General features: G+C 61.3%; 31 protein-coding genes. 7 read left to right on the top strand and 24 right to left on the bottom strand.

What is annotated here, in order from left to right:
• The 16 genes from ACQKJZ_RS01755 to ACQKJZ_RS01680 form a co-directional block, all read right to left on the bottom strand.
• A partial coding sequence (locus ACQKJZ_RS01755) for a transposase (protein ID WP_427729752.1) occupies nt 1–368 on the bottom strand: 368 nt, incomplete at its 3' end.
• A 165-nt stretch (nt 369–533) separates the two neighbouring features.
• Nucleotides 534–1,025: a DUF417 family protein gene (locus tag ACQKJZ_RS01750; RefSeq protein ID WP_010339831.1), complete on the bottom strand. Its 492-nt coding sequence runs from the start codon at nt 1,023–1,025 to the stop codon at nt 534–536.
• 230 nt (nt 1,026–1,255) lie between these two features.
• Nucleotides 1,256–1,792: a peptide-methionine (S)-S-oxide reductase gene (locus tag ACQKJZ_RS01745; RefSeq protein WP_010339829.1), complete on the bottom strand. Its 537-nt coding sequence runs from the start codon at nt 1,790–1,792 to the stop codon at nt 1,256–1,258.
• A 23-nt stretch (nt 1,793–1,815) separates the two neighbouring features.
• The gene (locus ACQKJZ_RS01740; protein ID WP_010339828.1) at nt 1,816–2,316 is read right to left on the bottom strand and encodes a Dps family protein; all 501 of its coding nucleotides are present in this window, start codon (nt 2,314–2,316) and stop codon (nt 1,816–1,818) included.
• A 187-nt stretch (nt 2,317–2,503) separates the two neighbouring features.
• Nucleotides 2,504–2,770, bottom strand: coding sequence for a hypothetical protein (locus ACQKJZ_RS01735; RefSeq protein ID WP_029548035.1), 267 nt, complete (start codon nt 2,768–2,770; stop codon nt 2,504–2,506).
• 139 nt (nt 2,771–2,909) lie between these two features.
• Nucleotides 2,910–4,655: an arginine--tRNA ligase gene (argS, locus tag ACQKJZ_RS01730; RefSeq protein ID WP_029548034.1), complete on the bottom strand. Its 1,746-nt coding sequence runs from the start codon at nt 4,653–4,655 to the stop codon at nt 2,910–2,912.
• A gap of 27 nt (nt 4,656–4,682) precedes the next feature.
• A complete protein-coding gene (locus tag ACQKJZ_RS01725) occupies nt 4,683–4,964 on the bottom strand; it encodes a DUF427 domain-containing protein (protein ID WP_010339825.1) in 282 nt (93 codons plus the stop codon).
• A 39-nt stretch (nt 4,965–5,003) separates the two neighbouring features.
• Complete coding sequence (grxC, locus tag ACQKJZ_RS01720) at nt 5,004–5,279, bottom strand: glutaredoxin 3 (protein ID WP_010339824.1); 276 nt, start codon at nt 5,277–5,279, stop codon at nt 5,004–5,006.
• Between the two features lie 59 nt (nt 5,280–5,338).
• Nucleotides 5,339–7,072, bottom strand: a complete 1,734-nt coding sequence (locus tag ACQKJZ_RS01715) for a cytochrome c biogenesis protein DipZ (RefSeq protein ID WP_010339823.1) — start codon at nt 7,070–7,072, stop codon at nt 5,339–5,341.
• 118 nt (nt 7,073–7,190) lie between these two features.
• Nucleotides 7,191–7,550 carry a response regulator gene (locus ACQKJZ_RS01710; protein WP_037525908.1) on the bottom strand — a complete coding sequence of 120 codons (360 nt, stop codon included), beginning with the start codon at nt 7,548–7,550 and terminating at the stop codon, nt 7,191–7,193.
• A gap of 16 nt (nt 7,551–7,566) precedes the next feature.
• Nucleotides 7,567–9,171: a sensor histidine kinase gene (locus tag ACQKJZ_RS01705; protein WP_010339821.1), complete on the bottom strand. Its 1,605-nt coding sequence runs from the start codon at nt 9,169–9,171 to the stop codon at nt 7,567–7,569.
• A 129-nt stretch (nt 9,172–9,300) separates the two neighbouring features.
• A complete protein-coding gene (locus tag ACQKJZ_RS01700; RefSeq protein WP_010339820.1) occupies nt 9,301–10,365 on the bottom strand; it encodes an NADP-dependent oxidoreductase in 1,065 nt (354 codons plus the stop codon).
• A 12-nt stretch (nt 10,366–10,377) separates the two neighbouring features.
• Nucleotides 10,378–11,643, bottom strand: coding sequence for a thiolase family protein (locus ACQKJZ_RS01695; protein WP_010339819.1), 1,266 nt, complete (start codon nt 11,641–11,643; stop codon nt 10,378–10,380).
• A 333-nt stretch (nt 11,644–11,976) separates the two neighbouring features.
• Nucleotides 11,977–12,723 (bottom strand): ferredoxin reductase, encoded by a 747-nt coding sequence (locus ACQKJZ_RS01690; protein ID WP_010339818.1) that lies wholly within the window; start codon nt 12,721–12,723, stop codon nt 11,977–11,979.
• On the bottom strand, nt 12,716–13,321 hold the full coding sequence (locus ACQKJZ_RS01685; RefSeq protein WP_010339817.1) for a sulfite oxidase-like oxidoreductase: 606 nt from the start codon (nt 13,319–13,321) through the stop codon (nt 12,716–12,718). Before ACQKJZ_RS01685 ends, ACQKJZ_RS01690 begins: the two co-directional genes overlap by 8 nt.
• Nucleotides 13,322–13,793: 472 nt before the next feature.
• Entirely contained in the window at nt 13,794–14,729 is a 936-nt protein-coding gene (locus tag ACQKJZ_RS01680) for a VPGUxxT family thioredoxin-like (seleno)protein, type 2 (protein ID WP_037525888.1), read from the bottom strand.
• A 263-nt stretch (nt 14,730–14,992) separates the two neighbouring features.
• On the opposite strand from ACQKJZ_RS01680, the gene ACQKJZ_RS01675 reads away from it, so the two are divergent.
• The 4 genes from ACQKJZ_RS01675 (at nt 14,993) to ACQKJZ_RS01660 (ending at nt 17,589) form a co-directional block, all read left to right on the top strand.
• The gene (locus ACQKJZ_RS01675; protein ID WP_010339815.1) at nt 14,993–15,466 is read left to right on the top strand and encodes a TlpA family protein disulfide reductase; all 474 of its coding nucleotides are present in this window, start codon (nt 14,993–14,995) and stop codon (nt 15,464–15,466) included.
• Nucleotides 15,467–15,469: 3 nt separating this feature from the next.
• Entirely contained in the window at nt 15,470–15,958 is a 489-nt protein-coding gene (locus ACQKJZ_RS01670; protein ID WP_010339814.1) for a DM13 domain-containing protein, read from the top strand.
• Nucleotides 15,955–16,227 carry a hypothetical protein gene (locus ACQKJZ_RS01665; RefSeq protein ID WP_010339813.1) on the top strand — a complete coding sequence of 91 codons (273 nt, stop codon included), beginning with the start codon at nt 15,955–15,957 and terminating at the stop codon, nt 16,225–16,227. The genes ACQKJZ_RS01670 and ACQKJZ_RS01665 overlap by 4 nt, the downstream gene beginning before the upstream one ends.
• Nucleotides 16,228–16,308: 81 nt before the next feature.
• Nucleotides 16,309–17,589 (top strand): MFS transporter, encoded by a 1,281-nt coding sequence (locus ACQKJZ_RS01660; protein ID WP_010339812.1) that lies wholly within the window; start codon nt 16,309–16,311, stop codon nt 17,587–17,589.
• An 18-nt stretch (nt 17,590–17,607) separates the two neighbouring features.
• Here the strand turns inward: ACQKJZ_RS01660 and ACQKJZ_RS01655 are convergent, their stop codons facing one another.
• The 7 genes from ACQKJZ_RS01655 to ACQKJZ_RS01625 form a co-directional block, all read right to left on the bottom strand.
• Complete coding sequence (locus ACQKJZ_RS01655) at nt 17,608–18,057, bottom strand: hypothetical protein (protein WP_069335904.1); 450 nt, start codon at nt 18,055–18,057, stop codon at nt 17,608–17,610.
• Between the two features lie 77 nt (nt 18,058–18,134).
• Nucleotides 18,135–18,707, bottom strand: a complete 573-nt coding sequence (locus ACQKJZ_RS01650; RefSeq protein ID WP_010339810.1) for a hypothetical protein — start codon at nt 18,705–18,707, stop codon at nt 18,135–18,137.
• Nucleotides 18,708–18,801: 94 nt separating this feature from the next.
• Nucleotides 18,802–19,770: a magnesium and cobalt transport protein CorA gene (locus tag ACQKJZ_RS01645; RefSeq protein ID WP_069335905.1), complete on the bottom strand. Its 969-nt coding sequence runs from the start codon at nt 19,768–19,770 to the stop codon at nt 18,802–18,804.
• The gene (locus ACQKJZ_RS01640; protein WP_010339808.1) at nt 19,767–20,471 is read right to left on the bottom strand and encodes a glutathione S-transferase N-terminal domain-containing protein; all 705 of its coding nucleotides are present in this window, start codon (nt 20,469–20,471) and stop codon (nt 19,767–19,769) included. The genes ACQKJZ_RS01645 and ACQKJZ_RS01640 overlap by 4 nt, the downstream gene beginning before the upstream one ends.
• 168 nt (nt 20,472–20,639) lie before the next feature.
• Nucleotides 20,640–21,143 carry a peptide-methionine (S)-S-oxide reductase MsrA gene (gene msrA, locus ACQKJZ_RS01635; protein WP_010339807.1) on the bottom strand — a complete coding sequence of 168 codons (504 nt, stop codon included), beginning with the start codon at nt 21,141–21,143 and terminating at the stop codon, nt 20,640–20,642.
• A 1-nt stretch (nt 21,144) separates the two neighbouring features.
• Nucleotides 21,145–21,588, bottom strand: coding sequence for a peptide-methionine (R)-S-oxide reductase MsrB (gene msrB / locus ACQKJZ_RS01630; protein ID WP_010339806.1), 444 nt, complete (start codon nt 21,586–21,588; stop codon nt 21,145–21,147).
• Between the two features lie 151 nt (nt 21,589–21,739).
• Nucleotides 21,740–22,615, bottom strand: coding sequence for a LysR family transcriptional regulator (locus tag ACQKJZ_RS01625; RefSeq protein WP_010339805.1), 876 nt, complete (start codon nt 22,613–22,615; stop codon nt 21,740–21,742).
• 193 nt (nt 22,616–22,808) lie between these two features.
• On the opposite strand from ACQKJZ_RS01625, the gene ACQKJZ_RS01620 reads away from it, so the two are divergent.
• From ACQKJZ_RS01620 to ACQKJZ_RS01610, 3 genes are all read left to right on the top strand, one after another.
• Entirely contained in the window at nt 22,809–24,140 is a 1,332-nt protein-coding gene (locus ACQKJZ_RS01620) for a bifunctional alpha/beta hydrolase/OsmC family protein (protein WP_427729751.1), read from the top strand.
• Nucleotides 24,141–24,142: 2 nt separating this feature from the next.
• Nucleotides 24,143–24,682 (top strand): peptide-methionine (S)-S-oxide reductase MsrA, encoded by a 540-nt coding sequence (gene msrA / locus ACQKJZ_RS01615; RefSeq protein WP_051125456.1) that lies wholly within the window; start codon nt 24,143–24,145, stop codon nt 24,680–24,682.
• 101 nt (nt 24,683–24,783) lie between these two features.
• Nucleotides 24,784–25,563 (top strand): ZIP family metal transporter, encoded by a 780-nt coding sequence (locus tag ACQKJZ_RS01610; protein WP_010339802.1) that lies wholly within the window; start codon nt 24,784–24,786, stop codon nt 25,561–25,563.
• Between the two features lie 33 nt (nt 25,564–25,596).
• Here the strand turns inward: ACQKJZ_RS01610 and ACQKJZ_RS01605 are convergent, their stop codons facing one another.
• Entirely contained in the window at nt 25,597–26,097 is a 501-nt protein-coding gene (locus ACQKJZ_RS01605; protein ID WP_234791931.1) for a MarR family winged helix-turn-helix transcriptional regulator, read from the bottom strand.
• Nucleotides 26,098–26,242: the final 145 nt, after the last annotated feature.

Raw genomic sequence — 26,242 nt, 5'->3', positions numbered from 1 at the left:
CAAACGGTGCACCCGCCATACCCGTCACGCTGCTCGACGAAGGGGGTCCCTTTTGGACGCCGATAGGGGGTCCTTTTTGCACGCCGATTGACAGCGCCGAGATCGATGATGATCACCGGCATCCCGGCCTGTTGCCCGCCTTGCTGGGCGCCATCGTCTACCACCGCCTCGGCGAACTCGGTCAGGGCGGGCGGTTGTCGCAGCTTGCTGCGCCATGTGTAAATCCGCGCCGTGGAAATGTCGTGCCGCCGTGCCACAGCCAAAACGCTGGCCCCAGGCGCAAAGGCTTCTGCCAAAATCTGCAGCCGTTCCTCGTCGCTCCAACGCCGCCGCCGTTCCGGCCCGGTCATTACCGTTATCTGCCCCATGAACCGCTCCTAAGCCTACTCTCGAGAGCATTCTTAAGAGCAGTCCACTACCTCACGACAAGGCGGCCGCCGCCGGATGGATACCCCTCAGGCCCCGCTTACGGGAAAGATCGGAACTGTCCCCGACACTAATACGCTGGCAGAAGCGCTGGCTGAGCGGCAGTCCTAGCGTGCGAATGCGAGCGTGCGCATCCGCCGGATAGAATTGAGAAGTAGAACGAGGGACGCAGCGAGCAGCACCGTGTCCTTGAGCAGGAACTGGCCAGGCATTGCCGAGATGGCCGGAAACCCACCTGCGGAGGACTCCGCCACTCCTGGCGTGGTGACGAAGAAGGACAGCGTGATCAGGGAGAAACACATCGACATGGCTGCTCCGAGCGCCGAGAACAAAGCGCTGAAAGCTCCTGCAGTTAGGGCGAACGCGGTCGCAAGCTGTATGAAACCGATGAAGTTGCTCTCGCCCTGCACCCCGAAGACGCTCAACCAGCTTAAGATCGGACTTTCGGCAATCAAAGGAGCGATGTTGTAGGCGTCGTAGGCTGTGAACTTCATGGCACCGGACCAGAGCAACACGAGGACGAGCGCCCATCGCAGCAGAGCTAGGTCCCCTCTGGCGCACTCGGCAATTAGAAACTTGGACCTTACCAAATTGAACATTGGTCCCGTATCTTGCCGCCTGGCCGCACGAATACGCCGTAGAAGCTCGGCCCGGCGCATGATCACGGACACCTCGCGATACAGGTCTTGTCCTGCGCGACCCATTCTAGACCGCATCCGCTTGGAACGAGGAGATGCCAACCGAAAATCCCAATTAATATGCGCGACGCATATATAGCATCTCTTTTTGGCTGTCGATCCGTCAAGGCCGATAGCGTTGTAGCGGCGGGTCAGCAGCCACCCTTATGAGCGCCGGCGCCGCTTGGCGCCTCGCCAAGCTCGTGGACGTCGGTCAGCGCAATATCCGCATACTCGCGTCGGATGAGATCGAGTTTCGGATCTATGTACCGGCGACAAAACGGCCGGCTGGGATCGGTGCGATAGTAGTTTTGGTAGCGCTCGTCCGACGGCAGGAAGCCAACGAAGGGCATCACTTGCGTGTGAATATCCTTCGCAGCCTGTGCCGCGAACCGGCGGACGGCCTGCTCAGCCTCGGAACGCTGGCCAGGCTCGAAGATATAGATCGCGCTGCGGTACTTTCCGCGAATTGAGCGTGCTCTGCTGGAGGAGTGCGTTCTGAGATGCACTTCGGAGAGAGTCCCCAGGCTGATGGCGGACGGGTCAAAGGTCACGACAACGCCCTCGGCCCAGGTGTCCGCCGGTGGCTCAGATTGCAGGAATCCTTGCTCGACCTGGGTAACACCTCGTAGCGCCTGAAACACGCCCTCGGTGCACCAGTGGCAACCGCCACCAAGGCCAACCTTCATCAACGTCTACCTTCAGTATCTCGTCAGGCGGGCCGGCTGGCTTCAAACAGGAACCAGGCACGACGCTCAGCCTCATCGGTCCAAGTGTCAATGAGGCCGGAGGTGGCGTTATCCTTCGCCTCATCCGCGACTTCCTTCGCCCGCCGAAACGCCTCCACCATATGCAGGTTATCGGCCCTCAGCTCGGCCAGCATGTCCTGTGGCGTCACGATTTCGGCATCATTGTCTATGATCGTCTGGTGGCGTGCTATGTCGCCGATGGAAGTCAGTGTTCGGTTGCCCGTCTTTCTGGCGCGCTCGGCGATGGCGTCGGTGACAGCGAGGATCTCGGCCGCCTGCTCATCGAGGAGGAGATGGTAGTCCCTGAAATAGGGTCCAGAGACATGCCAATGGAAATTCTTGGTCTTGAGGTAGACCGCGTAGCTGTTCGCCAGGATGATCTTGAGAGCGTCCGCCACGGTCATCGTCGCGGACTCATCAAGGTCGGTCGGGGTTGCGACTGGCGCAGGGCTGGCATTGGTCATCGAGAGGCTCCCTGATCGGTGGCTTTAACAGGAGCCGGTATCGATTCCCTTTCGGCCGTAGAGACCAACAGAATGATTTTGCCTCTGATCGAAGTCCAATGACTAGCGGCTATAGTTTCGATAGCCTCGAGCGACCGCGCAAGCGGATAGCAAAGCGTCTCTGATCCCGTAGGTTGCGAGATGATGGTTACTCGGCAGGGGTGAATCCGAGAACGAAGTTCACCACCTTCTCCGACGACATCTCGCAAGGTCTCAGCAACGTGCTGCCGTCAAGCATACGGTACAGGTTGAAGCTGACGATGTCGGTGCCGGCGAGATCTCTCGCAAACAAGCTGTTCCGCCGACCGTCTTCAGATCGCTGTACCGTCACGCCGTAGCGGTGGCCGTCGAAAAACCCCTCGCTGAAACCCCGTGGTAGCCGCTCCAGCGCTGCCTCGAAGGTGGCATTCGCCATCTCAGATACTTGATGCATTACCGAAAGTCGTTTCCGTTGGCGGGCGGGCGCGCTGGCGGATCCGCATCAGGCGCGCCGAATAGAAAGGTAACCTGCTTGATCAGCGCATGCGCAGCCACCTTGACTCCCTGATCGCACTTCACGGCGTTCTGGGCATATGCTGCACCGGCTCGACGCCGATGAGCGCAAGGCCGTTACGAAAAACCTGCCCGATGGCGCCTGCCAGGAAGAGCCGTGCGCGGCTGATCGGCGCGTTATCGGCACGTATGAAACGGCGCCCCGGATCATCGATGCCCGCGTTCCAAGCGGCGTGGAAAGCCGCCGCGAGATCGGCAAGGAAGAAGGCGATTCGATGCGGCTCGCGCGCCGACGCGGCCGCTTCCACTACTCGCGGAAACTGAGCTGCCAGTTTAACGAGAGTTAAGTCCTGAGTGTCCAATGGGGTTAGGTCGGGTTTGCCGCTCAATACGACTCCGGCCGCGCTTGCTCGTTGAGAAAGCGACTGAATGCGCGCGTGGGCGTAGTGAACATAGAAGACCGGGTTATCCCGTGAAGCCTCGACCGCCTTCGCGAAGTCGAAATCCATCGGCGCCTCTGCCTTGCGGGTCAACATGGTGAAGCGGACGGCATCCTTGCCGACCTCGCGCACGACGTCGGCGAGCGTCACGAAGTTGCCGGCACGCTTCGACATCTTGACCGGGGTGCCGTCGCGAAGCAGCCGGACGATCTGCACCAACTTGACATCAAAGCGGCTGCGGCCCTCGGTAAGGGCCGCGGTGGCCGCAACAATGCGCTTCACCGTGCCTGCGTGATCCGCACCCCAGATGTTGACCATCTCATCGGCATCGCGGGCTTTCTCGAAGTGATAGGCCAGATCGGTGCCGAAGTAGGTCCAGCTACCGTCCGCCTTGCGGATGGGTCTGTCCTGGTCGTCGCCGAAGCTAGTGGAGCGGAAAAGCGGCAGCTCGATCGGTTGCCATCCTTCCGGCGCGTCTCCCTTGGGCGGTTCAAGGACGCCGTCATAGATCAGGCCGCGCTCGCGCAGCCAACGCTCAGCGGCGGCGGGCTTCCCTGCAGCGAGGAGCTCGGCTTCTGACGCGAAGCGATCATGATGAATGCCGAGCAGAGCAAGATCGTCGCGGATAATCTCCATCATCGCGGCGACGGCGCGCGAGCGGAAAGTTACCAGCCAAGCAGCCTCCGGAGCATCTCGGTAACGGTCGCCGTAGTCCGCCGCCAGGGAGTAGCCAACGGACTTGAGGTAGTCGCCGGGATAAAGGCCCTCCGGAATATCGACGACGCTGTCGCCGAGCGCCTCGAGGTAGCGAAGATGCACCGAGCGGGCGAGGACGTCCACCTGGCCGCCAGCGTCGTTGACATAGTACTCGCGGATCACGCGGTGTCCGGTGAAAGCCAGCAGGTTCGCCAGCGCGTCCCCAACGACCGCACCGCGGCAATGGCCCATGTGCATCGGGCCTGTCGGATTGGCCGACACATATTCGACGTTCACCGTCTTGCCAGCGCCGGAGGCGGATCCTCCATATCGTTCGCCCGCTTCCACGATCGCCGCGAGCTCGTCGCGCCACGCGTCGTCGGTAAGGCGCAGATTGATGAAGCCCGGCCCAGCGACCTCGACACTGGCAACCTCGTTGATCGCTGCCATCCGGTGCGCCAGCTTTTCGGCGAGCTGCCGGGGGGCGACGCCTGCATCCTTGGCCAGCACCATAGCGGCATTGGTCGACAGATCGCCGTGAGCGGCGCTGTACGGCGTTTCCAGCGTCAAGCCGGTCCGTGCTAGCCCGGCCGGAAGGTCGCCAGACCTCTCCAGCGCATCGAGCGCGCGCTCAATTTGTCCGTAGACGCGAGCGTGAAGCGTCGCCGGCATCAAACGCCGCGCCCTGCGCGGAGCGGGCTACGCAACCTCGACGCCTTTCCAGAATGCGACATGATCTCTGATCGCTTCGGCTTTCGTGGTCGGGTTCGGGTACGTCCAAGCCGCGTTCGGATTGCGCTCTCCGCCCACCAGAACGTGATAATACCGCGCCCGACCCTTTATCGGACAGACGGACGAATGCTCGCTTTCCTCTAGCCGGCTATGATCGACCGTCTCAGGCGGGAAGTAGTGATTGCCCTCGACAATCACGGTCTTGTCGCTCGCTGCGATAGTGGCGTCGTTCCATACTGCCGAGACCATAATGTGCTCCTTCGCTCTCTGATTTGGCTGAGCGGTCCGTCATTCAGGTGCCGAGGCCTCGCCGGCGAGAAGCTTGTCGAGCCCGCCTCGGGCATCGAGCTCCAAGAGGTCATCCGAGCCCCCGATGTGCTCGCCGTTGATGAAAATCTGCGGAACGGTGCTTCTGCCTGACGCGTCCACCATCGCCTGCCGTTGAGCAGGGTCGTCCTCGATGTTGTGTTCAGTCCATTTCAGGCCCTTTTCGGTGAACAGAGCCTTCGCGCGCCTGCAGAAGGGGCACCAGCTGGTTGTGTAGAGGAGAATCTCAGGTGTCACGGCAAGTGTTTCCGATCGTTTGTGGACGAGGTAGATTGCGAGGATTCCTGCACCTCATCTCAGCCGAAGGTGAAGGCAAAAGCTTGAGCGCCGGGGTCAAGGAACTCAATCGCGAAGGTGCGCTCACGAACAGCGCTCTTCTGCCGCACTAGCTGATAGAGACGCTGCCCTTCGATCATGCCGTTCCCGGCGTCATTGATGTCCGTGCCGTGATCTCCCGCCGGTGGCTTGCCATCGATCGTCACCCGGAACCGTACCCGCCGGCCCGTCGCGGATGGGCCAAGCACGAGATGAAGGTCGCGGGCATGAAAGCGATAGACGATGCGAGCACCGGTGGATTGGGCCGTGGCATATTCCGATCCTACAAGCCAGCGGCCGGCCAAGGCCCAGGCATTCAGAGGCAGTCGCGGCGGTGCGACATACTCGTGTCCCGTGTCGCGTACGAAGCCGCCCGGCGACGCGAAACGCTCAGCTCGCAGATGCCCCAGATAAGTCTCGGCCGAGCGTACGTCGTTCCAGCTCGCTGCCGCGGAGGCTCCCTTAGTGCGTACAGTGACGGTCCGCATGTCGCCGACGGCACGACCATTCTCGGCCAAAAGCCTTTGGATGACCTTCTCGGACTCGGCGTAATTTCCCTCACCGAAATGATGATATCGGATGCGTCCCCGCGCATCGATGAAGTAGTGGGCTGGCCAATAGCTATTGTTGAAGCCGCGCCAGATCGCATGATTGTTATCGAGCGCGACAGGATAGGTGACGCCAAGATCACGCACGGCCTTCGCGACGTTTTCGGGATCCCTTTCGAAGGCGAACTCGGGCGCGTGAACGCCGATCACGACAAGGCCGGCCGCCCGGTACTTCGCTTCCCAGGCTCTGACATAGGGCAAGGTTCGCAGACAGTTGATGCAGCTGTATGTCCAGAAGTCGACCAGCACGACCTTGCCGCGCAATGCCTCACGCGAGAGTGGCGGGGAGTTCAGCCAAGCCGTCGCGCCGGAAAGCGAGGCTAATTCTCCCTCGAAGCCGAGCGGCCCGTCTCCCAGGGTGCTGGTCTGCTCCGAGCGATCGTCCGGCCGCAGGCTGTCCAGCAGCCTCTGTTCGACAGTCGATGTGCCGGCGAGCGAGAGCTTGGTCAGGAGGCCGGTATCGAGCCCCAGCGCGATGGCGGCCACGGCGAGAAGCACGAGCGCGCCAAGGGAGCGGCGGAACCACTCTCCGACACGGATCGACCGTTTCATTGCGGCGAACACGCGTCCGCCGATGAGCAGCGCAAATGCGAGCGATGTTGCTGCGCCGGCGGCGTAGGCCAGCAGCAGTAGCGATGTGCCGATGGTGGCGCCCTGTAACGCGGCCCCAGTTAGCACCAACCCCAGGATAGGCCCGGCGCACGGCGCCCAAAGAAGACCGGTAGCTACGCCCAGGAGCAGTGATGGCCAAAAGCTGGCGCCAGTCCGCTCGGGGCCGGCCGCTTCCGTAATCCGTGCGCCCAGACCGACGATCGGTCTCGTGGCTCGGTCGGCGAGCGCGGGGAACACCAGCAGCAGACCGAACAGCCCCAGTATCAGCAGAGCCACCGCTCTTCCGAGGCTGTTCGCCTGCACGGCCCAGCTGCCTCCAACGGCCGCCAGTGTTGCCACTCCGGCGAACGTCACCGCCATTCCCAACAGAAGCGGCAGACCGCTACGAATGAATGGTTGGCCCGCTCGCGCGAACACGAAGGGGAGCACCGGCAGGATGCACGGGCTGATGATGGTCAGCACGCCGGCAAGGTAAGATAGGATCAGCAGCAGCATGGCGAGGGATCCCTCTCCGACGACCGGAGTAGCTGAGGTTTGCGGTTACGAGCGGCCCGTCCCGTCATACGATTCGAGCTTGCGTCGGCGTTGATGCAGAGTGCGCAGGCGCGGACCATCATGCGGCCATTTTCCGGACCGTCTCCAGCACCCGGTCCTGACGATACGGCTTCGAGAAGAAGACCATGTCGTTGGGCAGCTTGGTTTCCGCTGGCCACGGCCTGCCTGACGTGATGATGATCTGGATGTCGGGCCAGCGCTCGCGAATGCAGAGAGCCAGCATGATGCCATCGATTCCGCCTGGCATATCCACGTCGGTAAAGACGACACGGACATCCAGGCGTGCTTCCAGAGTGACGATCGCTTCGGTGGCATCAGCCGCCTGAAGGACTTCGAAGCCGTCCTCTTCGATTATTTCTGAAGCGAACAGCCGAACAAGTGGCTCATCTTCCACGACGAGAACCACGGGGCTCACCATTATGCGCATTTCTCTGTCAGCCCCTCGTCAGATGGCGCATCTGGGCTTGCAAATCGGCCTCAAAGCCAGCCGGATCGTAGCGAACGTCCACGCCGCCAGTGCCGACTAGACCGATGCTGATGAGCTTCGAGCCGAAGCCGCGTCGCGCCGGTGGGATGACGAGAGGTCCACCCCATTCGCGCCATTTGACCGTGAGGCGCTCGTCGCCATTATTGCTTTCTATATCCCACGTCAGCGAGACGTTGCCGCTCTCGCCTTTTAGGGATCCGTATTTGCAGGCGTTTGTCAGAAGCTCATGCACAATCAGCGAGAAGGACATCGCGGCTTGTGGCCACAGCGCGACCGGTGGGCCGTCTATCTTGACGCGGTCCGTGAACCCGACCGCCTCAATGACGGTTGCCGCAATCGATGCAAGGTCGGCCTGCGCCCAGCTATTTTGGAGCAGAGCGTCGTGAGCGGCGCTCAAAGCCATCAGACGGCGTTCGAAGGCGTAAACGGACTCGCGGTCACTCGCTGATCGGAGCGTCTGACTCGCAATCGCTTGAACCATGGTCAGCATGTTCTTGAGCCGGTGCGCGATCTCACCATTTACAATGCGCTGCTGCTCCTCTGAGCGATGGCGTGCCACGCCGGCCTCGAGGCGATCAGCGACGGTGCGGAGAAACGCGATCTCTTCTGCGAGCCAATGCCTCGGGTTTGCCGAGTGGACAAAGAACAGAGCAGTCGTCCTGCCAGGGTCCCGCACCGGCACATCGACAAGCGCACGCACCCCATTGCGCATTGCGAGCGCTAGGTTGGGGGACGTGCGTTCGTCCGCGAGCGCGTCTGATACGACAAGCGGATCGCCATCGGAGAGAGGCTCTTGCAAGCCGTCATAATCGTCAAGCGCGTGACGGCCGGCGACGCTGAGGACGCCGGGAGCGGTCCAGTCTGTTTCGACTTCGAGCATCTCCACAGCGTCATCGATCAGGCCCAAGCCAGCGCGATCTGCACTCAGCACCCGCCCGACGATGGCGGCGGTAGCTGATGCCATCTGCCCGGCATCGTCACTATTGCGAATAGCCTCGCCGATATCGACCAAAGCGGCTTGCAACTCCGTCAGACGATCACTTGCCTTTGCGGTACGGCGAAGTTCGAGATTTTCGCTCGCGAGGCGGGCGAGCGCTCGCAGCATCGCTCGTTCCAACTCGTTCAGCCCTTCCGGCCGCGGCTCGGTGTCGATAACGCACAAGCGGCCGACGATTGCCCCTGAGCGTAGTATCAGCGGTGCTCCGGCATACGAGCGAAAGCGTCGGCCGCCGGTGACGAGCGGGTTGCGCTTGGTGCGCTGATCGGCGGTCAGGTCCGTGATTTCCAGCATGTCTCCATGATCGATCTCGATCTGACATACGGAGTGATCGATCTCGGTCTCGCGGACGTCCAGGCCGTACTTGGCTTTGAACCATTGCCGATCGACGTCGAGCAGGGTGATGAGCGCGATCGGGACGTTGCAAGCCTTTGCGGCCATAAAGACGAGGTCGTCAAAGGCTGGTTCCTCAGGTGTGTCGAGAACCATCAGGTCAGCAAGGGCGCTGGCGCGTTGAGCACCCCGGGCGATTGCGGTGTCGGCCCTCACGATCATTGGTCTGCTCTGAACAAAGCTTGCTGCGCTGGTGCGGCGCCGATCGGGGTACGGGCGACGCACCGCATGTTCAGCGCGCGTGCGAGCCGGCGGTGTGGCCGAGGAAGAAGCTGGTCAAAGGTCACAGCTTCAATGTCCGTGGATGCGCGGAGGCCAGTTTGTCGTGGCGTCCGCCTGCTTATGTCCCTGCTCTGCATCATCGACGGTGAGCACGATCTTGCCTTGAATGTGCCCGGCAGCAGCACGCTCGTGGGCCGCCGCCGCCTGGCCGAGCGGGAACGTGCTATCTACGGCGACACGTATCGTGCCATCACCGAGCAAGCGGCCGAGTTCGGCGAGTTGTCCGCCATTCGAGCGCACCTGCGTCGCGGATACCGTGATGCCAAGGGCGACCGCCTCGTCGTGACCGGCAAATCCCAGAGGGAAGATGGGAAATAGCGCACCGCCGTGCCGGATGGTCTGCAGAAAGCGATCGGCGGTGGGGCCGCCCACGGCATCGACAACCAGGTCCACGTCGCGCACGACGTTCTCGGGTGCGGTCTTTGTGTAATCGATGAACTCGTCTGCGCCGAGATCGTGCAGGAAAGCCTCGTGACGGCCGGACGCACTGGCGATGACGCGCGCTCCCCGGTATTTCGCCAGCTGAACCGCGAGATGACCAACTCCACCCGCCGCGCCATTGACGAGAACGGTTCGTCCCTCGAGGGGAACCGGCTCGTGCCTGACTGGCTGCAACGGATTGGCCTCGTCGTGCCCCAAGGCGATCAGGAATTGCCACGCCGTCAGCCCTGACATCGGTGCGGCGGCGGCGTGGATGTGATCTATCCCAAGAGGCTTGATGGCGAGATCGCCGGCAGGCGCAGAGACGTACTCGGCATATCCCAGGCTGTCGCCGAAGCTGGGAAAACGGATCATTCCGAATACACTGTCGCCGCGTGCAAAACCTGTGACGCCATCGGCGACGGCTTCGACGACGCCGGAGACGTCCGACCCGGGAATGACAGGAAATGCGACCTTCGGCCGCCACTCCGGTGGCAAAGCCTTATACCCTTCTCTTAGATACCAGTCTGGCGGGTTGATCCCTGCGGCGAGGACGCGGACCAGTACCTCTCCTGGCTTGATGTCTGGCATTGGGGCATCTTCGTATCGAAGCACGTCCGGGGTGCCGAATTCGTGGAATCGGATGGCTTTCATAGCTGAACTCTTTCAGACGCGTTCGAGAAGCGCGACGGTGCCTTGCCCGCCGTCGGCGCAGATGCTGACGATCGCACGTGATCCGACCGGCAGCGCCCACAGCTCTTTCACCGCCTGACTAAGGTCGCGGGCGCCGGTGGCGCCGAACGGATGCCCGATCGCCACCGAGCCGCCCATTGGATTGACGCGATCCCAGTCGAACGGGCCCAGGTCTTCCTCGACGCCGGCCTTGGCACGCACCCAGTCCGGATCGGTGATGGCCGCAACGTTCGCCAGCACCTGCGCTGCGAACGCCTCGTGAATTTCCCATAGCGCGATGTCGGGGTAGGCGAGCTGATGCCGTGCGAGCAGGCGCGGAATGCCATAGGATGGCGCCATCAGCAGGCCCTCGGTATGAAGATCAACGGCCGACACTTCATAATCAACAAGCCGGACGTGCGGCGTACCGGTCGGCAGTCTGCTTACGCCTGCCTCATTGGCGACCCAGCAGCCGGCCGCGCCATCGGTGATCGGCGAGCTGTTGCCGGCCGTAATGCTTCCCAGCCCGCTGTCCCGGTCAAAAGCCGGTTTCAGCGCGGCAAGCCGCTCGGCCGACGTATCGGCACGCGGATTGGCGTCGCGCGCCAGCTCAGGAAGCGAGATCACGAGATTGTCAAAGAAGCCGTCATTCCAGCCGTCGACCGCACGCCGATGGCTCTTGAGCGCCCATTCGTCCTGAGCCGCGCGCGAGATATTCCACGCCTTCGCAGTCTCCTCCATGTGATCGCCCATGGTTCTTCCGGTGATACGGTTCGCCCAACCCTTGGTCGGCAGAACAAAGTCCCGTGGCGTGAGCGACTGCAGCTCGGCCAGCGCAGCGGCGGCATCCTTCGCGAACAGGTCTGTAAGCCGCTTTGAAGATGCGGCCGTCAGCGCGAGCGACGGTCGGCTCATGACCTCGGCCCCACCGACTAGCGTCAGGTCGGCTCCGGCGCCCAGCATTCCCGCCGCAGCAAAGGTCGCTGTCATGCTGGTCGAGCATGCGAGAACTATCGAGAAAGCCGGGACGCTCGGATTGAGCTTGGCGTCGAGCCAGACCTCGCGCGCGATGTTGCTCCAGCCCAAGTTGGGGATCACGGTTCCCCAGACGAAGAGGTCGGGTTCTGCTTGCTGAGCCATCGCTTGCACCACCGGGACAGACAGCGAGACCGCGTCATAGGCCGCCAGCGCTCCGCCTCCGCGTCCAAAGGGCGTCCGAAGACCGGCAGCCAAGAAGACTGGTTTGGCGAAGCGACTCATGATGGTCTCCCGGAATTCTGGGATTGGATTGGGAAAGTTGCACCACGCAGCAGCCGGCCTGGCTCGAAAGGCGGCCTGTGCCTTTTGCCCCGGGCGATATGCTGACGCATGCAGGGAAGCACTGGAAACCGACTGTGGCGGACGAGGAGTTGCCTGACATGCAGAGCATTGAGAGAACGCTCGACAGCCTGAAATGTGGAGCGCAGGGGCAGCCTGTCAGGGCAGGTTTCTAGCTGAAGCTGTCGTGCGACGATCGTCATGGCGACAGCCCCAGCCCGGCGGGCGCCGCGGCATCGGGTCCTCGGCCCGTGGGGCAGGGCGGGATCTGCGCCGTTAGCCACCGTAGCGCTCGGTCTTGATTGCCGCGGTGCCCAGACCGGCGAGCAGCACGCCATCGGTCGCTATGTTGACAAAGCCGTTCGACCCACAGACGAAGACATGCGCCGGCGCGCGGGGAAGCCGACCGATGACCTCCTGGACCATTGTCCCATCGATCCGTCGCGCGAAGTCGGTCTCGCGTCTGGGCGCTTCACGCGTGATTGCCAACGACAGCACGAAGCCGGGATCATCGAACTCAATTGCTTGCAGCTCGTCGGCGAACAGGACGTCGTGAGAAGTGCGGGACGAAAGAAGCAGCGCGGTCGGCACAGTCTGTGCCGATGCGCGGCGTTGCCGGATCATCGCCATTAGCGGCACCAGGCCCGATCCTGCGCCGATCAAGAGCACTGGTTCGGCGACGTCCCCCGGCCAGAGAAAGTGTCCGCCGAGCGGGCCGCGAACCTGGATCTCGTCACCGACCGCCGCAACGTCGTGAAAGAAGGGCGATACCTCCCCATCGGTCAAGCGTTCGATGGCGAGTTCAAGAATGCCGGATTCATCGGGCGGCGAAGCGATCGAATAGCTGCGCATCGCCTTGTAGCCGTCAGGGGCCGTCAAACGCACGTCGACGTGCTGGCCCGCCACATGCGTGAATGGATCGCGCAACCGTAGGAAGAAGCTCTTGATGCCCGGTGTCTGCTGGACGATCCGATCAATCACCGACAGTTGCCACGACGCGGCTTGCACGGCGCTATCAATCATGAGTGTATCGTTGCTCGCGCCAGGGATCGCCGTAGATGTGGTAGCCGCGCAGTTCCCAGAAGCCGGCTTCATCGCGCATTGTGAACTGCAGCGCCTTTACCCACTTGGCCGATTTCCAGAAATACAGGTGGGGGACGAGCAGTCTTGCCGGGCCGCCGTGATCACGCGCAAGCGGCTGGCCCGCATATTTGAGCGCCACCATCGCCTTATCTGAGAGGAGATCCGCCAGCGGGACGTTCGTTGAGTAGCCGTCGTAGGAATGGGCCAGGACAAAATCGGTTGGGTGCTCGAGCCCGGCATCGGCCAGGATATCCTCGATCAACACGCCCTCCCATGCCGTATCAAGCTTAGACCAGGAAGTAACGCAGTGGATGTCTTTCTTTACCTTGGTCTGCGGCAGAGCGTTGAATTGGCTCCAGTTCCAGACCTTGACGGGCTTCGGTCCGATCTTAACCGTGAAATTCCACTTCGATGTGTCGACATCCGGAGTCGGCCCCGCCGTCAGAACCGGGAAATTCTCAACGAGATGCTGCCCAGGGGGGATCCGGCTGGACTGGTCGCCGCCGGATCCGCGTCCGGTAAAACCTCTTGTGACCATCCAGACCCTCCTTTTCGTCGCGACAGCACGGGCCTGGCTTTCCGTTCACTCTCCTGCGTTACAAGCCTTTCGCACGCGGATCCGTCCGACGACGAGTTGAGAGGAGACTCGGTACCTGAGCTCTGCCAAAGTAAATCAAACTTGTTTCGTCATGAATCGTGACGACTGCGCTATGACTATACCTCTGTGACAACGCCCATTCCAAATACCCGGTGGCTATAGTTTCAATAGCCGCGCGGGCGATCAGATCGCAGCAGATTGTCGTCCCCGGCGCGGGCTCGCTCGGGCAAAGGCCTAGGGGATCGAGCGACGGGCTTGGCTCTTTACGCTCGGAAATACGGGCTATTTTGACGTGTTTGCCGACGCGCCTGGCCTAAGCGGCAGCGCCTTGATCGACGCACAGCAGCCCGCTCGACGGCCAACGGCAACCGAAGCCAATCAAGCTTCTGAGGTTCGATGTGAGCCTTCCGCATCAGTCCACTTTGCGAGCCGCGCCAAGCTGCGCCCTCAGCGTTGACCAGCTATGGCGAATATCTCGGCCGTAAGTTTCTCCATCGCTCACACGCTGCAAGAGCGGGTCTGCGAGCCAAGCGGACTGCTGCGGGCTGAGCAAGTCGGTGATCGGGGTGCGATACGGGACGGCTAGGTTGATCTGAGTTCGCTGCGCCGCCGTCAGCGGGAGATGGCGCACGGGGTTCTTGCGCAGGTAGAATTGCGGCTCGCGATCCAAGCTGAAGCTGCCACGCTCTGCCGGAGCAAAGCCTTCCGCACGAGCATAAGCGTTCAGATCGGCAAGCGTGACCGCTTGCGGATCGAATCGAACCTGCACTGCTTCCTCGCCATCGACCCACCCCGCATCGGTCGTGATCACCGCCGGATGCTGAGCAAGGCTCGTCTCGCCCGACCAGAAACATGGCGTCGTGTAGATGGTCTCCTCGCTGAGGCCGGCCTCAGTGAGCAAGTCGCGCCCGAGCAGGTCGAAATACGCGGGAACGTTGCCGTCGAGCGTCCGCAGAGCGGCGCTGAGACTTTCGTGAAGGGCGAGCGCGTCGTAGCGATCGGCCAATCGGGGCAGCAGCTCGGTTCCGTCGGGTCGAAGAAAGTGCACAACCGGGTTGTTCCAGGATCGCTCGCCATAAAGGCGTAGGATATGGGCATCCGCACCGGGATGATTGTTGAAGATCGCCACCGGGACGAACCGATCGGTGATTAGCTCTACCATCAGCGGATGCGTCAGAACGTCCTGTCCGAAATGCACGCAGGTCGAACACCCTGGCACCTCCTGGAACAGTAACAGCACTGGTTTGCGCTGCGCGGCGGCCAGCGCTTTGCCGCAGTCATAGTCGCGCAGCCACGCGACATCGCCGAGCTCGCGATGCTGGCGATACGAAACTCCAGTGTCTGTCATGCCAACTATGTAGTGAAGCAAAACGGAAAACCATCGGCTGACGGTTTCGGCTATAGAAACTATAGCCGGGCGCTATTGGTAAAGAAAATGCACAGGCGGCATTGTAGAGACGCCCCAGTCAGCCTCGATGCCGAAAAAGGTGATGCAATGATCCCAGGTGCGATAGGTCATATGCAATAGCCGAGCAAACACAATTGCGGCCGCGTGAGGCGAAAACAACTTGTGAGTCTCAACCGGTAAACCGAAGGACAATGACGGTTACAATGACCTCTGCCGAACAACCCGCCCCCGAACTCCGTGTCAGGCAATGGATAGACGTTGACGGCACGCCGCTGGACGTCCCCGTCACGCTATCCGATCTGGGGGAAGGGCCGAAGATTCTCTTCGCGTTTCAGCACTGGTGCCGTGGCTGCCACCTGCACGGTTTCCCTACGTTACAGCGGCTCCATGCCAGTCTGGCCACAAGGGGAGTCGGCTTTGCAGTGATCCAGACGGTGTTCGAGGGCGAGCATGAGAACACCTTCGAAAAGCTTCGAGTGAACCAGGTGAAATATGATCTGCCTGTCTCGTTTGGCCATGATCCGATCCCGGAGGGAACGCGTCTTCCGACTTTTATGGAGGATTACCGCACACGTGGGACGCCCTGGTTCAGCGTGATAGACGCCGGCGGAGCAGTCATATTCTCAGATTTTCATCTCGATGCTGACAAGCTGGTGGCGCATCTGGAACGAGTTTGAGCGATGCGCCAAGGGCTCATCCTTGCCGCTACCCATGTTGCGACGCTGTCGCTGGGATTTGCTGCGGGCATCTACGCTCTTCCGATCCTGACGGCCCCGCCGCCGCCTGATGCAGCAGCTCTCGCATCGACCGAGAAAGAGGCCCTCTACACCGGGCGGTTCGAGCGTCGTCTGAAGGGCAGCGACTTCGTCCATTGGGGCGACGGGAACGTGATGGTGTTGCGCGACCGGGTAGCGCACATCGGCCACCTCTCCCCTGGCCCGGATTACAAGCTCTATCTCGCTCCGCGCTTCGCGGGCACGAAGGACGAGTTCCTTGCGATCAAGCACCTTTCGCGCCGTGTCGGTGACGTGAAAACCTTCGATGGCTTCATCGTTCCGGTCCCGCCCGACATCGATGTCGCCGCATACACTACTGTCGTGATCTGGTGCGAGGCGTTCGACCAGTTCATCAGTGCCGCCGAATACCAGCGACGCGCGAAAAGCTCATGAAGTCCAAAGCGACGCCGATGTCACGAGCTCAGAACCGCTATCTCCCTCTCGCTGTAATGAAAGGCGGAGCAGCACATAAGATCGGCATCGTTGAGCTCGACCGTAAGGGCGTCAACATCGCGCGGCGACTGATCCGGCACAGCCATCGGACCGTCGTCATCCACCGCTCGCCTAAGCTTCTGGCCGATTTCGTCCGGAAGGGTGCGGTAGGCGCCACGGGACCGATCGACGTGCGCAACAAGTTCGAGAATCGGAGATCTTCTGGGTGATGTCTCCAACCGGAAGGCGGGCGAGGGGATGATCGCCGGGGTCGCCCATCGGCCTGAGCGGGTCATCCGGCGGGGTGGGACATGACCCACTTGATGGATACGATGAAGGCGGCGGGCACCCGCGGGCTCGCTCTTGCGCCAGTGGCGGCTCTGCTGCTGAGCGTCGCCTTCCTCCTGCTGGGCAACGGGTTGCTCAGCACCCTGCTGATCGTCCGGGCGGGGCAGGCGGGATTCTCCAGTGGTAGTATTGCCGCGATGACGTCCGCCTACTTCTCGGGTTTCACCATCGGTGCGCTACTGCTGCCGCGCGTTATCACGTCCGTTGGCCATGTGAGGACGTTCGCCGGCTTCGCAGCCATCGCTTCGATGACGGCCCTCCTTCATGCCGGGCTGGTCGAGTCGTTTGCCTGGATGTCGCTGCGCATGATCACCGGCCTTGCTTACGCCGGCATGATCCTGTCGACCGAAAGCTGGCTCAATGCTCATGCGCTGCCGTCGACGCGCGGGCAGCTCCTCTCGATTTTCGGCGTGGTTTCCATGGGCTCCTGGGCCCTCGGGCAAGCGCTCCTCAATATCGCGCCCCCTGCCGGTATGACGTTGTTCCTGATCGGGTCTGTGCTGATATCGGCGGCCGTGGTGCCAATCACCCTGCTGCCCGGTCATCCGCCGACCGAGGTTGAACAGGATTTCGTCGCTTTCCGGGATCTCCTGAGGATCTCTCCTCTTGCGACAGTCGGCGTTTTCCTGGCGGGACTGGCCATCGGCGGGTTCTGGGGGATGGGTCCGACTTTCGCCCAAAGGATCGGCCTCGACGTCGGCGGCATCTCCGCCTTCATGGCCGCTGTCCTTGGGGGAACCATCGCGTTGCAATGGCCACTTGGCTGGCTCTCTGACCGGGTACCACGCAATCTGATCATCGCCGGAGCTGCCCTGGCGTCTGCGGCGGCTGCCATAGGCATAGTGTTTGCGGCCTCCGCTCCGCTACCTCTGCTACTCGCTGCAGGCGCGCTCTTTGGCGGATTCGGCATTCCAATCTACTCGTTATGCGCAGCCATCGCGAACGACGATCTCCCGGCCAGTCGGCTGCTGGGCACCGCGCGCGGTCTTCTGCTGCTCAACGGTGTCGGAACTGCGATAGGGCCCTTGGTCGGTGGGGCCGCAATGAATTTTGCGGGTCCCGGCGGTCTGTTCTTGTACGCTGCAGCGCTGCTGGCCATTCTCTCGGCGCTAGCCGTTGTCCGTAGATGCCCGGAGCACTCCGTGGAGGCGAGGGCCACCCGCTGCCCGAGCACGCCGATGATCACGGCGTCGCTCGACGCGATGATTCAAACCAGAGACAGTGGCCAGAGCGCGTCGCGCTAAGAATGCCGGGGTGGCGTCCTAAGCGACTTCCTCCACCAGAAGGTCCCGACCATTGAACTGTACGGTTTCTCCAGCTCGCGCGCCCTCGATGGCTTGATAGATCGGTGCCATCGTCGAGATCCCCATGAGCTCTTGCCCGTGGCACACGAATTTGCTCGTCGAGACGGCGATCACGAAGTAGCGGCCCGACAGCTTGACCAGAGCGCCTTCTGCGACAGTGGACTTCGGTCCGAAGTCGATCAACCTGAGCCTGTCGAGCTTGTCGGCATAATCGTCGAGTGTGTCATCGAGCGCTTCCGCTAGGTCGCTCGCGACTTCGGCTTGCGCCTGTTCGTCGTTTTCGATCGTCTCAGTCCGGTCGAGACGAGCGGTGGCAACATAGTCCAAGTAGTGATCGCGTGCACTGTGCAAGGCAGCCGTTTCAAGCGAGAGCATCGTTTCCCGGACGTGACCCTTATTCCAATCCATTATCACCTCGTCGAGTTTCGTTTAAATTCACTGGAAGACCATCCACAGCCACGATGGTGCGCTGCGTGCCGTCCGCACTATTCGTCTGTGATGACGTCTTCGCCCTGATAGGGGATGCGGATGAGTCGGGGGTCGCGAATGATGCTCGTGACCAGCCAGACGTAGGTCTGTTCTGCGGTGTCGAACCCAAGGATGCTGAAGGCCCCGCCAAACGGACAGTCTGGAAAATCCGGGAAGCCTTCGCGCAGGACGTAACGCTCGGGATCGCTGTCGAACTCGGCTTTGTAAACCTTGCGCAGGCCGTGCTTGCTCGGAACATCCTCATCACCGGTCGGCATCGTTTCGCGGCGCTCAAGGAGACGTTCGGCCAGATCGCGGTGACATGTCTCATCGAAAACGTCGAAAGCATCGATCAGCAGTCCCTTATGTTGAGTTGCGGGATCGGTGATCGCGTAAATGTTCGAGGCGTCTTCCGCATCGTCGCCACTTTCCAGGCGCAGAGCGGCATCCACCTGTACGGCGCAGGCATCCAGCGTCGATCCAAGCTCGAGGTCAAACAGGCGCCCGTCTTTCACACGATATTCGCGATCATAGCCCTTTGCGACGAAGGCCTGCACGGCCTCTAGGACGTCGGTCACTTGGCTTGTCATGGATGCACCTCTGTTTCTCGTTTGACCCGATCACTCTCAGCGGGGTCTGCGCTGTCGATTCGCTCGTGCTCGCGAGAGGTGCCGGACGCGGTCCTCACAGCCATTTTGCTTTCTTGAAGCGCATGAAAAGGAAGAGGCAGATCAACGTCATGGCACCGAGCACGACGAAGTAGCCGTAAGCCGTGTCGAGTTCCGGCATGTGTTTGAAGTTCATGCCGTATATGCCGGCGATTGCCGTGGGGACGGCGAGGATCGCGGCCCAGGCAGCGAGTTGCCGGGTGATGACTCCGATCCGCTGCGCCTCCAGCAGGCTGCTGAATTCAAAGACGGTGGATAGAACCTGCAGGAGGCCATCAATCATCGCCTGCACACGCGAAACATGGTCCGCGACATCGTTGAAATACGGTCGAACCTCGGCACTGATGCAGGGATAGTGTCCCCGCACGAGCTTGCGAACCAATTCCGCCATTGCGCCCAGCGTTCGCTGGAACCTCGTCAGCTCGCACCTCAGGCCGAAGATACGAGCGACCTCTTCACGGCCGAGGAAGTCGTCCAATGATCGACGTTCCATCGCCAGGACGTCGTCTTCGATCATTTCGAAGATCGGCAGGTACTGATCGACGATGCGATGCAGGATGGCGTGCAGGACGTAGTCAACGCCTTTGCCAAATTGCGCTGGCGCCGCCTCAAGCTGCTCCCGGAGATTCCCCAATGCGCCAGGCGTGCCGTGCCGCACGGTAATCAGATGATTATGGCCAGTGAAGATCGCTGTTTTGCCGTAGCGTATCCGGTCACCATCCAGCTCGGCCGTATTGGCGACCACATAGAGTTCGTCGTTGTAGACTTCGAGCTTCGGGGGACATTGCGGATGCATCGCATTGTCGACGGCCAGCGGGTGAAGGCCGTAAGTTTTCTGAAGCGAGTGAAGCTCATCCTTTGTCGGTTCAGTCAGGCCGATCCAGCAAAAGCCTGAGCGGCTCTTTTCAGCCGCGACGCGCTCATCGATCGCCACCTCTCTTACGCGCTTCCCCTCGTTGTAATAATAGCTTGCGATGACGGTCATGCAGTTCTCTCCGGAACGAGAAGACCGCGTTGCACCGCCGGTCGCGCGAGCCCGCGCTTGAGCCAGGCTGATATGTTGGAGAAGGTCTCGAACTCAAGCAGTCCGCCGACGTCATATGATGTGACGAGCGCGTTCACCCAGCCAAGCGTCGCGACATCGGCGATGGAATAGTCGCCAACGATCCAGTCGCGCCGATCCAGCTGGCGATCCAGAACCGTGAGTAGCCGCTTTGCCTCGCCCGCGAAGCGTTGCACAGGGCGCTCGTTTTCGGAAGCTTGGCCCCCCGACCGCAGGAAGAAGCCTAGCTGACCGAACATCGGACCGACCGCCGACACCTGGAAAAACACCCAGGCCAGCGTCTCGTATCGACTTTCAGGTGCGGTCGGAATGAGTTGGCCGGTCTTCTCCGCCAGATAGACCAGAATCGCTCCCGACTCCCACACGCCGATCGGCCTGCCGCCTGGCCCGTGGGGGTCGATGATCGCTGGTATGCGGCCGTTCGGATTGAGCGATACGAAGGCGGGGTCCTTCGACTCGTTCTTCGAGATGTCGACGAAATGCGGCTCGTAGGTCAGGCCGACCTCTTCGAGCATGATCGAGATTTTGACGCCATTTGGCGTCGGCGCCGCGTAAAGCTGCAGGCGATCTGGATGCGCGGCTGGCCATCGCCGCGCGATCGGGAACGAGGAGAGGTCTGGCATCCGGCTGCGATCCTCGGGGCAATTCGATTCTGACAGCATGCCAGATCATACTTCCCTCCGTGCCCGGATCGAACAGCGACGCGGCCACGAAGGGAACAGCTTAGTTTTCTGAAGGCGTGCGGGCTGCGCGTTCATTCCGCTCGTGCAGCAACTTGCGCCTCGCATGCGCTAGGCATCCTGGCGCTTCGGAAGCACCCAATCAGGTCGCGCGAAGTGACAGGTGTAACCGCCCGGCCGCTTCTCGAGATAATCCTGATGCTCAGGCTCTGCTTCCCAGAAGTCGCCGACGGGCTCGACCTCCGTGACAACCTTGCCATTCCAAAGCCCCGATGCATCCACGTCGGCGATCGTGTCTTCGGCGATGCGCTTCTGCTCCTCGTCGACGTAATAGATTCCAGACCTGTAGGAGAGCCCGCGGTCGTTGCCTTGACGGTCCTTCGTGGTCGGGTCATGAATCTGGAAGAAATACTCCAGAATGTTTCGGTAGCTCGTCACCTCGGGATCGAAGATGATTTCGATTCCTTCGGCGTGCGTGCCGTGATTTCGATACGTGGCATTGGGGACATCGCCGCCGGTGTAGCCCACGCGGGTCGAGACGATGCCCGGCTGCTTGCGGATTAGATCCTGCATACCCCAGAAGCAGCCGCCAGCGAGAACTGCGCGCTGATGCATGTTAAGCCTCCTCTACCTGATCGAGATATTCACCGTATCCCTCGGCTTCCATCTCATCGCGTGGAATGAACCGAAGCGCCGCCGAGTTGATGCAGTATCGCAGGCCGCCACGGTCGGCTGGACCATCGGGGAAAACGTGGCCGAGATGGCTGTCGCCATGAACCGACCTGACCTCCGTCCGCACCATCCCGTGCGAGCTGTCCCGGACTTCGTTTACGTGTGCCGGGATGATGGGCTTGGTGAAGCTTGGCCAGCCGGAGCCCGAATCGAACTTGTCAGTGGAAGCAAACAGCGGCTCACCCGACACGACGTCGACGTAGATGCCTGGCGCCTTGTTGTCATTGTACTCGCCCGTGAAGGGCCGTTCGGTACCATGTTCCTGGGTGATGCGACGCTGCTCAGGGGTAAGGCGATCGATCGCGGTCTGTGTTTTCTCGAACTTCATGATTAGACCTCCAATGCTAAGTCTAGAGTATTAGGCGCAATACGATCAGCCTGACTGAACTGTCACAAGTCGACTATCGCAGCCGCGCTCTCACTTATCCAATACGCCGTGAGCATAGTTTCCATAGCTCTGACGCTTGGCTCGATGTGGCTCACTGCCACTCATGTCGCGCTGCAAGCTGCGCGATTTTCCGGATTTCGACCGGAGCCGTCGATCCGGAGACCGTCACGATCACCACCTCCCTCTCCAACGTGAAGCCTTCGATAGGCCGCGTAACGAGGCCGGTCTCTGCGGCAGATCGTTCCGGGACGATGCATATCGCGCGACCTTCAGCGACGATGCGATGAACCCAATCTTCTCTTTCGGAACGAAAGCGGGGGCGCATCACGACGTCGCGGCGCGCAAAGTGCTCTTGTATCTGGCTGCGAAACTCGCACTTCAGGCGATCGACCAGCGGGTATCTGGCCAAGTCCTCTCCACAAACAATAGCTGCCGTTGCCAATGGGTGCTCACTTGCGCAGGCGAGTAAGAAGCGCTCTCGAAAAAGAGGACGGACATCCAGCTTTCGGTCGGGGCGGACCTCCCTCGGGAGGATGCAAGCGTGATACTTGCCGGATAACACCTCCGATGAATCCTCGCCTGATTGCAGCGAATGCAACCTGATCTCTATGGATGGGACCTTGTCCAAGGCACTTTCGAAAAAGGTGCCGAACGCTTTCGGACTGATCGTCGGCGCGACGGCGATGTCCAGCACTCGGTGCCGCCCCATCGTCCAGTTCTCCGAGTGATCACGCACGCTCCTCAACGCCAAAAGCATTCGGCGAAATTCTGCTTCAACGTCCTGGCCGAGACCGGTCAACCGGCTGTTCTTCCCGTCCCGATAGATCAGCGCACCGCCGAGTTCGTCTTCCAGGCGACGGATGGCACGAGTCAGGCTCGGCTGTGACACGCCGCTCAACCGAGCCGCCTCGGTGAAGTTCAGCGTCTCAGCCAAGTTTATGAAATAGCTGACCTGATTGAGTTCCATCACCCCTCGGCCCGTGAGTTTGTCGCACGCTATCCCGCGGACCGTCTTCGACAGACACGCTGGAGAAGTATGCACGACGCATATAGTTTTCGAGTTTGGACTTGTCTATATGCGTGACGCATATAAAAGCACGGGATCGTGGTGATGGGCGCCGATGCCTGATGCTGCCTGGCTCACGATAGCGTGCGAGGCGATGACAATCGTCTTGCTACCGGGCCGGCGGAGATCGTTGATCGGCGAAGGTGAGCGCCGGTTCTCGTCGAAACGGCGCTCATGGATGTTGGGAGGTATCGACGTGCGGGGTACTTCGTTCACATTTGACGGCGGAGAGGGCAAGCTTCTCTCCGGGGTTCTAGAGGCGCCGGAAGGCACCCCTCGTGGATGGGCGATCTTCGCTCACTGTTTCACGTGCGGTAAGGACAGCCTAGCGGCTGTCCATATATCCCGCGCGCTGTCGCGGGCCGGCATTGGCGTCCTGAGATTTGACTTTGCTGGTACCGGGATCGGCGGGTCCGAGGGTGAGGCAGTCGATTTCGCCTCGGACGTGACGGACCTGAAATCCGCCGCGAAGGCCATGACGGCGGCGGGAATGACACCCTCTCTTCTCGTGGGGCATAGCCTCGGTGGAACTGCCGCACTCGTAGCGGCGGTCGACCTGCCAGATATCGTAGCCGTAGCTAGCATCGGGGCGCCGGCGGAGCTCCAGCATATCCTGAAAATCTTCGACGCCAACGATCTCGATACGATCAGGCGTGAAGGCGAAGCGTCGGTCGAGATCGCCGGCCGGCCATTTCTCATCCGTCGCAGCTTCATCGACGCCGTTGAGGAGGTGGATGTGGAGAAGGCAGTTGCTGCGCTGCGTCGTCCCTTGCTCGTTCTCCACTCCCCCCTCGATCAGGTTGTCGCGATCGAGCATGCGTCGCGTATTTTCGGCGCTGCCCGCCACCCGAAAAGCTTCGTCTCGCTCGACTCGGCCGATCACCTTCTCGCCGAGGCCGCCGACGCGAACTTCGCTTCTGCGATGGTGGCGGCCTGGGCAAATCGCTACCTGCCGCCCCTTATGCCCGACCTTTCCCAGGTCGAGGCTGCGGACGGGGTCGAAGCCACCGAAACGTTGGCAGGCAAGTTTCAACTCAAGGTCCGCAGCGGCGAGCATTCGATTTTTTCAGACGAGCCAACATCCGTAGGCGGGCTCGGAAGCGGTTTGTCGCCATATGAGCTGGTCTCGGCCGGCTTGGCTGCCTGCACTGTGATGACGATGCGCCTGTATGCGAACCGAAAGGGCTTTCCGCTCGAACGAGCGAGCACGAGGGTCGAGCACAAGAAGGTGGCGGACATGATGCCGCCCGACCGGTTCACGCGAACGATTGTGCTCGAGGGGCCTCTGGATGACGAGCAGCGCGCGCGCATACTCGAAATCGCCGATCGCTGCCCCGTCGACCTTACGCTCATCCGCGGATCGGATGTTCAAACCGAGCTCGTTGACTCACCCGAATCCAAACCGGGTTCCGAGCCGGCAGCTTGATCATGGTGTCCAAACAGGGAGACCATGGTCGATTTACAAGTGAGCGAACGGAGCGAGCAATACTCGCCGGTGGCTGCTTTTGGGGCATGGAAGATCTGCTTCGCCAGCGAAGAGGGGTCATCTCGACAAGGGTCGGATACATCGGCGGTGAGACACCGGACCCGACCTACGATGATCATCATGGCCATGCGGAGGCGGTGGAGGTGGTCTTCGACCCCGCCGTTCTGAGCTATCGCTCCTTGCTCGAGCTTTTCTTTCAGATTCATGATCCCACGACGTATGAGCAACAGGGCAGCGATGTCGGCCCGAGCTACCGCTCCGCCATCTTCTACACCGACAAGCGTCAGATGGAGGTCGCGCTGGAGACGATCGCCGAGATCGAGGCGTCTGGTCGATGGCCTGGCCCGGTCTTGTCCGAGATCAACCCCGAAGAGCCGTTTTGGGAAGCGGAGCCGGAGCATCAGAAGTACCTGCTGCGGTATCCGAGGGGATACAGCTGTCACTTCGCACGTCCCGCTTGGCGCCTGGATAAAGATCGGTGAGGATGGGGCAACACCGAGAGACGCTCGCCCGTCTCACTGCCAACAGATGCGCAAGCAATCGATTGAGCGCGCCGACATCCTCAGAAAGGAGCTGAGCGCATATGGACCTTCCTGTTATCCCGATGCCGGCTTACGTCACAGCCGGACTGTGGGGCCTGGTGTCCGGAAGCGGCTTGCTCCTGGGCGCAATCGTGGCTGACGTTTTCTTCGGCAAGCTCAGCCATCGGATGGTTGCGGCTGTCATGGGCTTCGGTGGTGGCGTCTTGTTTGCCGTTATAGCCACTGAACTTGTCGTCCGACCAGATTCGGCCGGGGCGGCCTTATGGCCAACCGTTGCCTTGCCTGTAGGTGCTGCGGTTTTCAGCGGCATAAACTGGTATCTGGCGCGCCGTGGTGCGAAGAACCGGAAGCGCTGCGGCGAATGCGTCGAGCAGCCGGCCGAGGCGGAGCTTCACGGCAGTGGATCTGCAATCGCCGTCGGGAGTGTGCTTGACGGCATCCCTGAGGCTCTCGTGATCGGGATGTCGGTCGCCGGCGGCCGTGCGATCAGCCTGGCCGTGATCGCCGGCTTTTTCCTAGCGAACGTGCCACAGGGTCTGTCGAGTACCTCGGGCATGAAACAGGCCGGTCGTTCCCGTCGGTACGTCTATACGGTCTGGCTGGGGATACCGCTGCTCATTGGGGTCGCCGCTGGCATCGGCAACATTTTGCTCGGCCCGGCATCGGCGCAGGAGCCGGCGATCCTCTTGTTCGCGGCGGGTGCCGTACTAGCAATGCTGGCCGAAGCCATGATCCCCGAAGCGTTCGAGAATGCGCCCCCCTTCATAGGCCTGATTACGGTGCTCGGCTTTCTGGCCGCCTACCTTATCGCGCAGCACTGAGCCGGTATCGCCGGAGGAAGTTGAGCGTGGCTCTTACTCGCGATCCTGTCCTCGCTCGTGGAGCTCAGCGTCGATCGGACAGTCGGTGCAACCTTCATAGCAGCACAGGCGGCAGATGCGGTACGAGTGCTCAAGGTTCTCCAGGCGGTCGCGGAGGACGCGCTCGGCGATGTCGGTCAAGAACTTCATCTCGCCCTTGTTGAGGATCGACAACCCCTCGGCGATGACTTCATCCCTCGCTGCTAGGACCGCAGCACTGGCCTGCTGCCCTGCCGGTGTCAGATACAGGGAACGGACCCGCCCGTCGCTCGAGGTCGCCCGGCTCTCAACCAACCCCTGTGTAGTGAGGCGATCCGCAAGGCGGACCGTCGCCGCGTGCGACAAGCCCACCCCGACCGCAAGCATCCGCACCGAGAGTCCGGGCTTATGCGCGATCAGCGCTAGCGCCGAAGCGGCAGATCCTTCTTCTGGCGCCCGCGACGAACTAGCGCGAACGATGTTCTCGCTAATCATAAGCGCGAACGCACCGAACACGTTGCGGTCTCGACATTCATCCATTCGCACCGTTATATGTGCGTGGCGCATAGACAGCAAGCTTTGGCACACGCCAATCCACACAACAGGACACCGAGGAAGGTGCCCAATATCAGCGACTTACGCGATATATGCGACTTAGGGC

The organism is Sphingomonas sp. NPDC019816 (assembly GCF_050274375.1).
GTDB lineage: Bacteria > Pseudomonadota > Alphaproteobacteria > Sphingomonadales > Sphingomonadaceae > Sphingomonas.
Note: the sequence above shows the minus strand (reverse complement) of the source record. Positions and strands in the feature narration are given on the sequence as shown.